Origin of the sequence: Pacificispira spongiicola (assembly GCF_012926505.1) — a bacterium.
GTDB classification, from domain to species: Bacteria; Pseudomonadota; Alphaproteobacteria; order UBA8366; family Aestuariispiraceae; genus Pacificispira; species Pacificispira spongiicola.
Map to the genome: position 1 here is coordinate 226308 of NZ_JABBNT010000002.1, position 13971 is coordinate 240278.

At 62.1% G+C, this 13971-nt stretch carries 14 protein-coding genes; 1 reads left to right on the forward strand and 13 read right to left on the reverse strand.

The features are described 5' to 3' along the window. Positions 1 to 45 precede the first annotated feature (45 nt). Positions 46 to 1245 carry a cystathionine beta-lyase gene (gene metC, locus HH303_RS06320; protein WP_169624388.1) on the forward strand — a complete coding sequence of 400 codons (1200 nt, stop codon included), beginning with the start codon at positions 46 to 48 and terminating at the stop codon, positions 1243 to 1245. Positions 1246 to 1281: 36 nt separating this feature from the next. On the opposite strand, the gene HH303_RS06325 is transcribed toward metC, so the two are convergent. The 13 genes from HH303_RS06325 to argS all read right to left on the reverse strand — a co-directional run bounded on the left by HH303_RS06325 (position 1282) and on the right by argS (position 13935). Continuing rightward, a complete protein-coding gene (locus tag HH303_RS06325; RefSeq protein ID WP_169624389.1) occupies positions 1282 to 2394 on the reverse strand; it encodes a LysM peptidoglycan-binding domain-containing protein in 1113 nt (370 codons plus the stop codon). Continuing rightward, positions 2391 to 3032: a protein-L-isoaspartate(D-aspartate) O-methyltransferase gene (locus HH303_RS06330; RefSeq protein ID WP_227421606.1), complete on the reverse strand. Its 642-nt coding sequence runs from the start codon at positions 3030 to 3032 to the stop codon at positions 2391 to 2393. The genes HH303_RS06325 and HH303_RS06330 overlap by 4 nt, the downstream gene beginning before the upstream one ends. 42 nt (positions 3033 to 3074) lie before the next feature. Further along, complete coding sequence (gene surE, locus HH303_RS06335; protein ID WP_169624390.1) at positions 3075 to 3854, reverse strand: 5'/3'-nucleotidase SurE; 780 nt, start codon at positions 3852 to 3854, stop codon at positions 3075 to 3077. Beyond that, complete coding sequence (serS, locus tag HH303_RS06340; RefSeq protein ID WP_169624391.1) at positions 3854 to 5131, reverse strand: serine--tRNA ligase; 1278 nt, start codon at positions 5129 to 5131, stop codon at positions 3854 to 3856. Before serS ends, surE begins: the two co-directional genes overlap by 1 nt. A gap of 49 nt (positions 5132 to 5180) precedes the next feature. Further along, positions 5181 to 6089 (reverse strand): twin-arginine translocase subunit TatC, encoded by a 909-nt coding sequence (gene tatC / locus HH303_RS06345; RefSeq protein ID WP_169624392.1) that lies wholly within the window; start codon positions 6087 to 6089, stop codon positions 5181 to 5183. Continuing rightward, the gene (gene tatB, locus HH303_RS06350) at positions 6086 to 6787 is read right to left on the reverse strand and encodes a Sec-independent protein translocase protein TatB (protein WP_169624393.1); all 702 of its coding nucleotides are present in this window, start codon (positions 6785 to 6787) and stop codon (positions 6086 to 6088) included. Before tatB ends, tatC begins: the two co-directional genes overlap by 4 nt. 95 nt (positions 6788 to 6882) lie before the next feature. After that, positions 6883 to 7122, reverse strand: coding sequence for a twin-arginine translocase TatA/TatE family subunit (locus HH303_RS06355; protein WP_169624394.1), 240 nt, complete (start codon positions 7120 to 7122; stop codon positions 6883 to 6885). A gap of 108 nt (positions 7123 to 7230) precedes the next feature. Continuing rightward, positions 7231 to 8292 (reverse strand): ABC transporter ATP-binding protein, encoded by a 1062-nt coding sequence (locus HH303_RS06360; RefSeq protein WP_227421607.1) that lies wholly within the window; start codon positions 8290 to 8292, stop codon positions 7231 to 7233. An 84-nt stretch (positions 8293 to 8376) separates the two neighbouring features. Then, positions 8377 to 9054: an SMC-Scp complex subunit ScpB gene (gene scpB, locus HH303_RS06365; protein WP_169624396.1), complete on the reverse strand. Its 678-nt coding sequence runs from the start codon at positions 9052 to 9054 to the stop codon at positions 8377 to 8379. A 16-nt stretch (positions 9055 to 9070) separates the two neighbouring features. Further along, the gene (locus tag HH303_RS06370; RefSeq protein ID WP_169624397.1) at positions 9071 to 10006 is read right to left on the reverse strand and encodes a segregation and condensation protein A; all 936 of its coding nucleotides are present in this window, start codon (positions 10004 to 10006) and stop codon (positions 9071 to 9073) included. 31 nt (positions 10007 to 10037) lie between these two features. After that, positions 10038 to 11051: a beta-N-acetylhexosaminidase gene (nagZ, locus tag HH303_RS06375; protein WP_169624398.1), complete on the reverse strand. Its 1014-nt coding sequence runs from the start codon at positions 11049 to 11051 to the stop codon at positions 10038 to 10040. Between the two features lies 1 nt (position 11052). Beyond that, positions 11053 to 12003: an SPOR domain-containing protein gene (locus tag HH303_RS06380; RefSeq protein WP_169624399.1), complete on the reverse strand. Its 951-nt coding sequence runs from the start codon at positions 12001 to 12003 to the stop codon at positions 11053 to 11055. A 99-nt stretch (positions 12004 to 12102) separates the two neighbouring features. Next, entirely contained in the window at positions 12103 to 13935 is a 1833-nt protein-coding gene (argS, locus tag HH303_RS06385; protein WP_169624400.1) for an arginine--tRNA ligase, read from the reverse strand. Positions 13936 to 13971 lie beyond the last annotated feature (36 nt).

The following is a 13971-nucleotide window of genomic DNA, read 5'->3' on the forward strand; positions in this document are numbered from 1 at the left end:
TTACTTAGGCTGCATCTCCTCTGGTACTAAAAAATGGATTCGAGCATGAGCTCCAACAAAAGCACACGGGATGACACAATTGCGGTTCACGCGGGCCGTCGCCCCCTGGACAATTTCGGCGTCGTCAATCCGCCGGTCTTTCGCGCCTCGACGATCCTGCACCCCACACTGGATTCCTGGGAAAACCGCCACAAGGAAAACGTCCACAAATACGGCAAGCATTTTGTCCGCTATGGGCTGCACGGCACGCCAACGCAATTTTCCCTGCGCGATGCGTTAAGCGAAATCGAACAGGCGGAGGATACGGCCCTGGTGCCCAGCGGCATGGCCGCCTGCGCCATCCCCTTCCTGGCCTATGCATCACCGGGCGCGCATTTCCTGATCACCGACAATGTCTATGAACCCGTGCGCCGACTGGCCGAAGGCTACCTGAAGCAACTGGGCTGCGTAATCGAATATTTCGACCCGCGGATCGGTGGCGGCATCGCCAACCATATCCGCCCGGAAACGAAGATGATCTGGCTGGAAAGCCCGGGCTCGCTGACCATGGAACTGACGGACGTTCCCGCCGTTGTCGCCGCCGCGAAAAAGGCCGGAGTCGTGACCGGGATCGATAATACCTGGAGCGCCGGGTATTTCTTCAAGCCGTTGGCCATCGGCGTCGATATTTCGGTCCATGCCTTGACGAAGTATCAGGGCGGGCATTCCGACGTCATGCTGGGCAGCGTGTCCTGTGCTACCCCCGAAACCTTTGAAAAGGTGCAGATGGCGATTGCGGCGACCGGCATGGGCGCCAGCCCGGACGATACCTATTTCGTCCAACGCGGATTGCGCAGCATGCCGACGCGCCTGAAACACCATCACGAGGCGGGGCTGAAAGTCGCAAAATGGCTGGAACAGCGACCGGAAGTCCGGATGGTCATGCATCCGGGGCTGGAAAGCCATCCGGACCATGCCCTGTGGAAACGTGACTTCTCCGGGGCCTGCGGCCTGTTTTCCATCCTGATCGACCCGCCCAGCCGGGCCGCGTTGGAATCCATGATGGAAAACTACAATTATTTCGGCATCGGCGCGTCCTGGGGCGGATTCGAAAGCCTGATCGTCACCAGCTTCCCCGGTCGCCTGCGCACGGCCGTGCCTTGGACAGATTCCGGGACCGTCCTGCGCCTGCATATCGGCCTGGAAGATCCAGACGATCTGATCGCCGATCTGGAAGCCGGTTTCGACCGATTGGCCAAGGCCTGACCTTTTAGACACGGGGACCTCACGGTCCCCGTTTTCTCAGCTGGTCAGCAGAAATCGACGCGGGTCCAGGGCTTCCCGGCCTTTGCGAATTTGGAAATGCACTTGCGGGCTATCGACCGTGCCGGTCGAACCGACCTTTGCAATGGCCTGCCCCCGCGTGATGACCTGCCCGCGCGTCACCAGCAGTGTGTCGGCATGGGCATAGGCGGTGACATAACCGTCGGCATGTTTCACCAACACGATATTACCGAAACCTTGCAGCCCATCCCCGGCATAGGCGACGACCCCGTTTTCGGATGCTCGGATCGCGCTGCCGCGCGGCGCGGCGATATTGATGCCGTCATTGTGCAGCCCCTTCCCCTTCGGTCCGTAATTGGACACAACCTTGCCCCGGACGGGCCACAGGAACCCATCCCCGGTCAAGGCAGGCGGTTGCGGGATCGGCCCGACCAAACGCGGCGGCGGCGCGGGCTTCCCATACGGATGCGGCAAGCCCGCAGTATCGTAACTGGGCAGGTCCGGCACTTTGGCCGGGGGTTGCGTCACCGGTTCGGGCGCCGGCTGCGGCGCGGGCGTCGCGGGTGACGGAACCTGCGCCGCCATCCCTGGGCTGGACGGTTTAGCTTCCGGCCTTGGGGCACCGGTGGTCGCGGGCGGCGCGGATGGGCTGACCGACACGACGGTCCGTTGGGTCTGCGTCGATGCCGGGATCGCCAGTTTCTGACCGACCTTGATGGTGAAGGGCGATTGGATGCCGTTCACGCGCACCAATTCGTTCATGGCGACATTGTATTGGCGCGAAATGCCGTAAACCGTTTCCCCGGCACGAACGGTATGGACCCTCGCTTTCGGCAGGCGCAGCACCTGACCGACCTGAAGCTCATAGGGCGGGTCCAAACTGTTTTCCACGATCAGGGAACGCAGCGGCACACCATAACGCCGGGAAATCGAATACAGCGTTTCGCCCCGCTGCACCCGGTGCTGATCCCCGGAAATCACGGTATCGGAAAAGCCGCCCGTCGTACGCCCGCTGCCCTGCCCGCCGCTGGGGACCGACGACCCGTCGAAGATGCGAATCTGCGGTCCCGAACTTCCCCCGCATCCGACGAGAAGCAATAGCAAGGCGCCGCTGGCGATTCTGCGGATCACGATTCCGCCTCCACGCCCGGCAATAGCGGCACGAAGCGCACGCCGCCCAGTTCCACCCAGTCCATCCCGGCGTCGGTGCGCGTCCCGCGCAGCAACCTTTGCGGATGATGGGCATCCCCGACCGGCGCGACGATAATGCCGTCCGGTGCCAGTTGATCGATCAGGGCCTGTGGCACTTCCATCGCCGCCGCCGTGACGATGATGCGGTCGAAGGGCGCCTGTTCCGGCCAGCCCGCCATCCCGTCGCCGTACCGGGTGACGATATTGTGCAGGTCGAAATGCTTGAACAGGGATTCGGATTCGCGCAGCAGCGGCTTGTGGCGTTCGATCGTATAGACCCGCCGCGACAGACGGCTCAAAATCGCGGCCTGATACCCGGACCCCGTGCCGATCTCCAGCACCTTGCATCGTTTGTTGAGCGCCAGGGCCTCGGTCATCATCGCGACGACAAGGGGCTGCGATATCGTCTGCCCGCGACCGATCGGCAGCGCGGAATCGTCATAGGCATGGCGCAGGAAGGTATCCGGCACGAAATATTCGCGCGGGATCTGTTCCAGGGCGGTTAACACCGCCTGGTCGCTGATCCCGTTACGGCGCAGCGTCAGAATCAGCCGCGCCCGTTCGGACTGCAGATCCATCGCAATCACGGTCTCGTCCAGATATCATGGCCAGTGCTAGGTTTAGAGCGCTTCGGCAGCCTCGCGCAAGAGCGCGTGGTTGGTTCTGTCGCAGGTGATTGGGGTAATACCGATCCGCCCCGCGGCCACGGCGCCCAAATCCGTGCCGTCCAGACCGCCCGTCCCCTCGCCGCCATGATGCAGGCGATAGCGTCCGGGCACGCCTGCGACCTCGCTGTAATAGAACGTATCGCCGACATCGCTCTGACGACAGATCATCGGGTCTTCCGAGGTAGTGGAAATCGGGAAATTCACCCCGTAAATCGTCGCGGTCGGAAAGCCGAAGCTGCAAATACGCCGCACCACGCCCGGCAAAAGTCGCGCAACCTCTTCCCAGGTTTCTTCCGTCACCGCCTGTTTCGGCGGATGATCGGCGCTGAGCGCGATGGCCGGGATGCCGTTCACCGCCGCCGACAAGGCCGCCCCCACGGTCCCGGAATAGATCAGGTCGCTGCCGATATTGATGCCGTGATTGACCCCGGACAGGACGAGGTCCGGCGGGGTTTCAGTCATCAGCAGGCGCAGCGCCGCCTGGACGCTGTCTGCCGGGCGGCCTGTGACGGCAAAGCGGCGCTCGCCACGGTTCAGGATATCCACTTCCCGACGAAGGGAGACCATGGCGGAGGCCCCGCTGTGCCCTTCCGACGGGGCGCAAACCCACAATTCCCCGACATGCGGACGGATAGACTCCTCCAACACGCCAAGGCCATGGGCGTCGATCCCGTCATCGTTGACGATCAGAACCCGCGCCGTCGACAAATCTATCGGCGTCCGGACACTCATCAGCCCGCAGCCCCGATGACCTCGATCCCACCCATATAACCGCGCAGGGCTTCCGGAACCGTGATCGTCCCATCGGCATTCTGATAATTTTCCAAAACCGCGATCAGCGTGCGGCCGACGGCCAGTCCCGACCCGTTCAGGGTATGGACAAACCGCGTGCCCTTCTCGCCCGCGCTGCGGAAGCGCGCCTTCATGCGACGCGCCTGAAAATCCCCGCAATTGGAACAGCTTGAGATTTCGCGATAGCGATCCTGGCCGGGCAGCCAGACTTCGATATCGTAGGTCTTGCGCGCGCCGAAGCCCATATCGCCGGTGCACAGCACGACCGTGCGATACGGCAGGCCCAAGGCCTGCAAAATACCTTCGGCGCAGGCCGTCATCCGTTCGTGTTCTTCTTCCGACTTATCGGGATGCACGATGGACACCATTTCGACCTTGGAGAACTGGTGCTGGCGGATCATGCCGCGCGTGTCCTTGCCCGCCGCGCCCGCTTCCGACCGGAAGCACGGCGTCCATGCGGTGTAACGCATCGGCAAGTCGGTTTCGTCCCAGATCTTTTCCGCCGCCGTATTCGTCAGCGGTACTTCCGCCGTCGGGATCAGCCAGAATCCGTTATCCGTATGGAACAGGTCTTCCGAGAATTTCGGAAGCTGCCCCGTGCCGAACACGGCATTGTCGCGCACCAGGAAGGGCGGGATCGCCTCCGTATAGCCGTTCATGCCGGTATGGGTGTCCAGCATGAAATTGGCGAGCGCCCGTTCCAGACGCGCCAAGGCCCCTTTCAGGATGACGAAGCGGGCGCCGGACATGGTCGCCGCCGTTTCGAAATCCATGAGACCGAGCGCCTCGCCCAGTTCGAAATGTTCTTTCGCATCGAACGAGAACGGCTTCGGATTGCCGACTTTGCGGATTTCGACATTGTCGTCCTCATCCGCGCCAAAAGGCACATCCTCGAACGGCAGGTTCGGCAGGGAACACAAAAGCCCGTCCAGCTTTTCCGCATGCTCGCGCTCTTCCGTTTCCGCTTGGGCGAGACCGTCTTTCAGGGCCTGAACCTCGGCGATCAGGTCGTCGGCGTCTTCGCCCTTCGCCTTCCGCTGGCCCACTTCCTTGGACACCGTGTTGCGACGGCTCTGCATGTCCTGCATGCGGGTTTGGGCGGACCGGCGCGACTCGTCCAGCGACAGGATCACGGATGCCTGCGGTTCCAGGCCGCGCATCTTCATCGCGGCATCGAACGCGTCCGGGTTTTCGCGGATGAACTTAAGGTCGTGCATGTCACACCTCGTCTAAACTCTGAAATTTCAACGCAAAGGAAGTATTGGATTACGGGCCGTATTCAGACGTGTCGCCGTCGGACTTGGACTTCTTGGATGAGCCCTCTTCCTGCTTTTCGGCGGACTCTTCGTCCTCGTCGTCATCCTCTTCCTCGTCATCGTCCCCGATGCCGAGTTCCTTGTCCCGACGGCGCTTGCTCGCCTCGATCAGGGTCGCGCACCAGATGGAGATTTCGTAGAGCAGGATAATCGGCACCGCGAGCCCGATCTGGCTGAGCGGGTCCGGCGGCGTCAGGATTGCGGCGGCAACGAAGGCGATCAGGATCGCGTAGCGCCGCTTTTCCTTCAGGCTCTTCGAACTGGTGATGCCGACCTTGACCAACAGCGTCAGCAGAACCGGCAGTTCGAAACACAGGCCGAAGGCGAAAATCAGCGTCATGGCGAAAGACAGATATTCGCTGACCTTCGCTTCCATTTCGACGCGCACGCCGTCCATGGCCGACTGTTCGAAGCCCAGGAAGAAGTTCAGCGCCACCGGCATGACGAGGTAATAAACGAAAGCCGATCCCAGGATGAACAGGAACGGCGTAGCCAACAGGAACGGCAGGAAAGCCTGACGTTCATGGCGGTACAGGCCGGGGGCGATAAAGGCCCACATCTGGCTGGCGATCAGCGGGAAGGTGAAGCAGAAGGACGCGAAGAACGCGACCTTCATCTGCGTGAAGAACCATTCCTGCGGCGCCGTGAAGATCATGCGTCGGCCGGCTAGGTCCTCCCCCCACGCCTGGACCAGCGGCCCCGCCAGGAAGGTGTAAATCTGCTCCGCGAAAGCGAAGGCGATGAAGAAACCGATCACCAAGGCGCCGACGGAGATCAAGAGCCGCTTACGCAGTTCTTTCAGATGATCCATCAATGGGGCCTTCGAGGCCTCCATTTCATCATCGTCTAACGCGCTCATGCGTCATTGTCCTTGGGCTCTGATTTGATCTGGGGCGCCGGGGTCGTCGCGCTGGGCGACGGAGAGGGCTTTGCTTCAGCGGTTTTCACAGTAGCTTTTTTCACGGCGGCTTTTTTGGCGGCAGTTTTTTTGGCAGTGGCCTTCGTGGTCGCCGTTTTCTTGGCGGCAGTCTTCGTCGCTACTTTCTTAGCGGCCGCTTTCTTGGTGGCGGTCTTCGTCGCCGCTTTCTTAACCGCAGCCTTCGATACGGTTTTCTCGGCAGCCGCCTTTTCGGCTCCAGCCCCGCCGGTCGGCGCGGGCTTTTCGTCCGCCTTCGTGTCCGCAGGCTTCGCCGTGTCGGATTTCGCGGGATAGGACGCGGTCGGATTCATCGCCGACGGCGCGTTCGCGATCTTCCGCGCGGAATCGACCTCATCCTTCATTTCCTTGACGGATTTGTCGATTTCCCCGGTCGGATCGATATCCTTCACCCAATCGGAAGAACCGTTCTTGACCTTGTTGAATTCCTTTTTGACGTCCTCAAGGTCCGCCTCACGCGCCATTTCGTCCATGGCGCTGTGGAATTCGTTCGCCATCGATCGCGCCTTGCGCATCACCCCGGTAATCGTTCGGAACACACGCGGCAATTCCTTCGGACCGACGACAAGGACGGTCACGACGGCAATCACCATAAATTCCTGCCAACCGAAGTCGAGCATGGCTCACCGCAAGTCTGAAGTCATAAACACACCCGCCCCAACACACCCGCCCCGTCGCGCGGGTTACACCACGCGCCGGGAACGGGCCAGATCCGTCAGCTCTTGGCTGCCGTGTCCTTTTTGGAGTCGGCCTCGTCCGACGCGGAATCGTCGGCGATGCGCTTGGCATCGGCGTCCGCCGCCGGGGCGTCCGCCTCTTCCTTCATGTTCTTCTTGAAGGATTTCAGACCCTTGCCGAAGTCGCCCATGATGCTGGAAATCTTGCCCTTACCACCGAACAGCAGAACGACAATCACCAGCACAATCAACCAATGCCACCAAGAAAAGGCACCCATGAAACTATCCCCTGTAGCCTGCCGATTTGCGATGAGCGTTACCTTCCCACCCCATCCGGCCGTTTGTCTTCCCGGACCGCACACGCGGCCCGAAATATCCATGTTTCGCTATGTAGCCTCTCCGACCGGAAAAACAAAGACCTGACTGCGATCCAAATCCACGGAAAATACAGAACCGGCCTCCGGCAGGAACCGACCGGGAACGCGCGCGTGCAGATGCAGTTCTATTTCCGACCCGACGCAGGTGCATAAATGCAGCAGGCTGGTCCGCCCCAGCATACGCGAGGCCAGTACTTTCACCTGGGCCCTTCGTCCCTCGTCTACAGGCACAAGGGTCAGCGCTTCCGGGCGGATCACCAGTTCGACCATGCGTCCGTCGGCAAAACCCTGACACGCGAAGCGTCCGATCGGCGTTTCCGCCATACCGCCGGACACGGTCACGTCGATCCGGTTCACATCGCCGAAGAACGCGGCAACGAAGCCGCTGTTCGGATGTAGGTAGAGTTCGTCGGGCGGGCCTTCCTGCTGTACCTTCCCGGCGCGCATGACGACGATCCGGTCGGCCATATGCATCGCCTCTTCCGCATCATGCGTGACCATCAGCACCGCCGCGCCGGTCGATTTCAGGATATGCAGCGTTCGGTCCCGTACCGCCTCGCGCAAGCGTGCATCCAGGCCGGAAAAGGGTTCGTCCATCAATACCGCCTTCGGCCTCGGCGCCAGGGCGCGGGCCAGGGCGACGCGCTGCTGCTGCCCACCGGACAGTTCATGCGGATAGGCATCGGCATATTCGGTCAGGCCAACCTGTTCCAGGACTTCCGCGACCCGCGCCTTCGCCGTCGCGCGGTCATGCAGACCGAAGGCGATATTCGCGGCGATCGTCATATGCGGGAACAAGGCATAGTCTTGAAAAACCAGACCGATTTCCCGCTTTTCCGGCGGTACCGTCAAATTGGCTGTGGAAACGACCGTCCCATCCAGTTCAACCGAACCGGATTGCACGTCTTCCAGCCCCGCCGCGATCCGAAGCGCGGTCGTCTTGCCGCAACCGGACGGACCCAACAGGCACACCACCTCCCCCGGATAGACTTGCAGGTCCAAGCCACACACGGACGGACGGTCGCCGTAGAGGTGATGCACCGCCTTCAATTCGATTGTGGGAACCGTCATTGCGCCAAACTTATCCATAACCGCCAGATCGGCCCCAGCCTATTGAGACTGAAACGCAGGCTCAACACTTGCTTTCAGGAAGGATCACTCGTCCAGCACGATCTGCTCTTCGGTTTCGACGGCGTCGAACAGATCGTCGTTTTCCAAATAGGCTTCCCGTTCCGCCGCGTCGGCAAGGTCTTCCTCGTCTTCGCCGTCGGTATCGTCGGCCTGCATGGCGATGGCGCCCAGATTGGGACGGCTGTCCAGCAGACCCGCCGCCTTCAGTTCCTCGATCCCCGGCAAGTCGGTCAGGTCTTCCAATCCGAAATCCGCCAGGAACTGCTCCGTCGTGCCCCAGGTCACCGGTTTCCCCGGCGCGCGGCGGCGGCCGCGCGGACGAATCCATTCCGCTTCCAGCAGGGCGTCCATCGACCCTTTCGACAGGGCGACGCCGCGGATTTCCTCGATCTCCGCCCGCGTCACCGGCTGGTGATAGGCAATGATCGCCAGGGTTTCCGTGGCCGCACGCGACAGCTTTCGCGGCACCTCGCGTTCCAACACCATATAGCCGGACAGGTCTTCCGCCGTACGGAAGCACCAGCCCTTCCCCACCTTTACCAGCACCACGCCGCGCGCCGCATACATGCCCTGCAATTCCTCCAGCAGCGACGGCAGATCGACGCCTTCCGGCAGCCGTTCCAGCAGGACCGGGTCCGGGACCGGCTCTTTCGCGGCAAAGAGCATGGCTTCGAGAAGGCGTAATTGTTGGAATCGATCCATATTGTTTTTCAACTCGTTACGAGTCGTCCTTCATGTCGTCGAAGAGATCCAGATCGTCCGGATCCAGCGGGTCTTCATCGGCGGCCAGCGCATCCGAAGGCGGTTGCGACAGATCCGCCCCAGGCTTGGCCCGCATGTAGATCGTCCCGAAAATGCCGGTCTGGCGAATTTCCACCAGTCCTTCCTTGGACAGTTCCAGGCTTGCTGCGAAGGTCGATGCCATGGCGGACCGACGCAGCAACGGGTCCTCGCTTTCATAGGGAATGAAGCGTTCCAGCGTTTGCCAGTCGGGCATGTCTCCCAGAATGGCGCGCAACCGCCTTGCGGCCTGCTCCATCGACACAAGGCGCGTCGGCATGATGCGCAACTGGCCGCCGACATCCTGCTTGCGCCGGATATCGCCATAGACCCGCAGAAGGTCGAGGAGATTGGATTCGTAAACCGCCCGGTTGGACACGCGCAGCCGTTCCGGCATGCCGCGCGCAAAAAAATCCTGTCCGAGGCGCGGTCGATCGAAAAGCTGCTTCGTCGCGCCCTGCATCGCCTCCAGCCGTTGCAGCTGGAAAGCCAGCCGGGCAGCAAGTTCCGCCGGGTTTTCCTCATCGTCTTCGGAATGCGGCGGGGGCAGCAGTAGCTTGGATTTAAGATAGGCGAGCCAGGCCGCCATCACCAGATAGTCCGCCGCCAGCTCCAGGCGCAGTTCCCGTGCCCGGTTGACGAAGGCGAGATATTGTTCGGCAAGCGCCAGAATGGAAATCTTGTGCAGGTCGACCTTCTGGTCGCGGGCCAGGGTCAACAGAAGGTCGATCGGTCCCTCGAATCCGTCCAGGGCCAGGACGAGCGCATCCATGGAGACGGAAACCGCCGGTCCCGCATCTTCCTGAAATGCGCCGATTCGATCGGCATCGTTCTGCGTCGTATCCGTCCCCGACGACACCAAGCCTTCCCCCATTCGTACTGCCTTCCGGTTTGCCGGAAGAGTGTCAGCTTGCCAAGAGCGCGGTCAATTCGTCCAGCGCTTCCGTAGGATCGAAGCTGCCCGTACCGGTCCGCAGCGGTGCCGCGCGATCCCAACGCTGTACGGCAGCGGCGGAAAGAGGCCCCGTCCCGTCCATGACCGCCGTCATTTCGCCCATATCGCCGTTGCAATGCAGGACGAGGTCGCAGCCCGCCGCCAGACTTGTTCGCGCCCGGTCCGCAAAACTGCCGCCAAGCGCCCTCATCGATAGATCGTCGCTCATCAACAATCCGTCGAAGCCCAGCGTTTCGCGGATATACCCGATCACGGCCGTCGACTGCGTCGCGCAATTTTCCGCATCCAGCGCGTCGTAGACGATATGCGCCGTCATGCCCAACGGAATGCCGTTCAAAGCCTTGAAGGGCACGAAATCCGTGGCCTCCAGCACATCGAGCGGTTCCGTGACGCGCGGCAGGTCGTGATGGCTGTCTGCCGTCGACCGGCCATGACCGGGGATATGTTTCGAAATCGGCAACACGCCGCCGTCCAGCAATGCCTGCGCCGCCATGCGTCCGCACGCGATGACGGTATCCGCATCGTCGCCATAGGCCCGATCGCCGATCACGTCATGCGCGCCCGGCACGGGGATGTCCAGGCACGGCACGCAATCGACATCGATCCCCAGATCGGTCAATTCCCGCGCGATGAGACGATAGTTGAGCCAGATCGCCCGCAACCCCTTATCGGCATCCCGGCGATACAGGTCCCCCAGAACTCGGCCCGTCGGGGCCTGTCGCCAATGCGGCGGACGCAGGCGTTGCACACGCCCGCCTTCCTGATCGATCAGGATCGGCGCGTCGGCCCGCCCGACGGAGGACCGCAAATCCGCGGTCAACGCACGGATTTGATCGGGGGTATCCACGTTTCGGGCGAACAGGATGAAGCCCAGCGGATTGGCATCGGCGAAAAAGCGTCTTTCAGCATCGCTCAAACGAAGCCCTTCGCACCCGAAGAGAACGGCGGAAACAGGTGATGTCATGTTATTTTCCGGGGGCGACGGGGATACAGGCGACGCTTTTCGCCTTCAATTGCGCGCAAAGAGCTTTCGCGGCATCGGCACTGGCCAAGGGGCCGCCGCGCACGCGGAAATACTGAACGCCGTTCACGGTTGCCTGCTGTATTTCCAGCGCCAAGGGCCCAAGGAGGTCCGGGACAGCTTTCTGACGCTTCGCCCATTCGGCCTTCGCATCGGCATCGCTTTTCAGCGCGGCGATCTGAATGCGCCATCCGTCGCCCGCATTCGTCGCCGGGGCCGAGGCGGTTTGCGTCGGCGGAGCTGTGACGGTCGGTTGCGGAGCCGTTTCCGAGGGGGCCTCCGCCGTCGCGGCAACCTCTGCGGTTTCACTGCCGGCCACGGGTGGTGCCTCCAATGGCGCAGCCAAGGCCGGTTCCGACGGCGGCGGCGGTTCGACGGGCTGTGCCGGGGCTTGCGTCTGCGCGGGGGCCTGAGTGGCTGTGCCGGGCGCTGGAACGGGCTCGCGCGTCGCGTTTTGCGCGGACGGCATGGGCGGCGTCCCGGACGGCAAGGTTTCGGCGATCATCGCAGACTCATTCTGCGTCGGTTGCGCCGGCGGCAATTTCGGTTCTTCCGGCGGCGGCAGGATGCGTTCCACAGATGTAGAATCGGCACCTTCCACGCCGGCAACGCGGTCATAGACGCTTAATTCGGTACCGGCGATTTCCCGACCGCCGCGATCGGTCGGCGCGACCTTGGTCTGCCCTTCCGGACGCAACAGCGGGGCAGCGGTCTCGCTCCCTTCCCGAACGCCGGAGGTATACGCGTACCAGACGATCCCGGCCAGCGCGAGAACCGACACGACGCCAACGGCTATCGGCAGGATGCGAAGCCCCTTGCTCGCACGCGGCGCGCCCCGGCCATCGGCCAGTTCGCCAAGCTCGCGGTCCAATTCGTCATATTCCGAGGCGATCATGCGCTGTTCACTCCAGGCAATAGCATGCCCCCATTCGCCCCAACATGTCAGGATGTGGGGAGCGGACCCGCCGGGATCAACCTTCCGAAACGACTTCGGTCAGTTCAATTCCTCGACCGGCTCCACACCGAATACGGACAGCCCCGATGCGATCACGATTCGGACGGCCATGACCAGCGCCAATCGCGCCTTCGTCACGTCCGCATCGTCAGCTTGGATGAAGCGGAGCGCCGTGTCTTCCTTGCCCTTCGTCCACCAGCCGTGGAAGGCGGAGGCAAGGTCATAGAGGTAATAGGCGATACGGTGGGGTTCTTCGGCCTCCGCCGCGGCCTCAACCTGACGCGGCCATTCGGCCAGCAGTTTGACGACCGCCTTTTCCGACTCCTCCGTAAGGCGCGACAGATCGGCGCCTTTCAGGGCGTCGGCGGATATATCGAGGCCCGGCATCTGATCCGCCGCCATGCGAAAGACGGAATGGCCGCGCGCATGGGCATACTGGACATAGAAGACCATATTGTCACGGGACTGTTCCTTCACCGCGCTGAGGTCGAAGTCCAGCGGCGCATCGGATTTGCGGGTCAGCAGATAGAAGCGCACGACATCCTTGCCGACCGCGTCGACCAATTCGCGCAGGGTCACGAAGTTCCCCGCCCGCTTGGACATCTTCACCGGTTCGCCCTTGTCCATCAGGCGCACCATCTGGCACAGCTTGACCGTCAGCGAGGCTTCGCCGTTCGATACGGCCTTCACCGCTGCCTGCATCCGCTTGACATAGCCGCCGTGATCCGCGCCCCAGATGTTGATCTGGTGGTTGAACCCGCGCTGATACTTGTAGCGGTGATAGGCGATGTCGGACGCGAAGTAGGTCCAGCTACCGTCTGATTTCTGCAACGGCCGGTCGACATCGTCGCCGAATTGCGTCGCGCGGAACAGCGTTTGTTCGCGCGGCTCCCAATCTTCCGGTTTCTGCCCCTTCGGCGGTTCCAGGATGCCGCGATAAATCAGGTCCTGTTCGGTCAGCCAGTTCAGGACATCGCTAACCTTGCCGCTTTCGATCACGTCGCGTTCGGAAACGAATTCCTCCTGCGTAACGCCCAGTTCGGCGAGGTCTTCCTTGATGCGTTCCAGCATATGCGCGACGGCGAAAAGCCGGATTTTCGGCATCCATTCGTCGACCGGACGGCCTTTCCAGGGACCGTTCCCCTCCTGCAGGGCAAGGCTGCCGCCATATTCCCGGTGCAGGCCTTCGGCGACGGGGATCAGATAATCGCCTCGATATTCCAGATCCTTGTCCGGAACGCCCATGGAGTCCATGAAGCCCTTGATCGCCTGTTCATCGGTGATGTCGTAGACTTCCGGCTCCAGGATTTCCAGATAACGCCAATAGACGGCCCAGCCCATGGAATCGATCTGGGCGCCCGCATCGTTGACCCAATATTCCTTGCAGACGTCGAACCCGGCCTTGGCCAGCAGCCCCGCCAGCGCATCGCCGACGACCGCGCCGCGCGCATGACCGATATGCATCGGGCCGGTCGGGTTGGCGGATACGTATTCGACATTCACCTTACGCCCGCCGCCCAGATCGCTGTCGCCATAGGACGTGCCCAGGCGCAGGATTTCGCTGACAACCGATCGCCACGCGCCGTCGGCAAGACGCACGTTGATGAAACCGGGACCCGCGACATCCGCCGACGCCACTTTGTCGCCCGCCGTCAGCAGCGCCGCGAACCGGTCGGCCAGATCGCGGGGCTTCAGGCTTGCGGGTTTCGCCAGAACCATCGCGGCGTTGGTCGCCATATCGCCATGGCTGGGGTCGCGCGGCGGTTCGACCGTGACGCGGCTCAAATCCGTCTCACGGGGCAGAACGCCCTCTTCGATCAGGGTTTCGGCGGCGCGAACGAGGTCGGCCTTGATGTCGCTAAACAGGTTCATGCGAAAACTCGTCCCGGATTAATCGGTCTGCGGTGG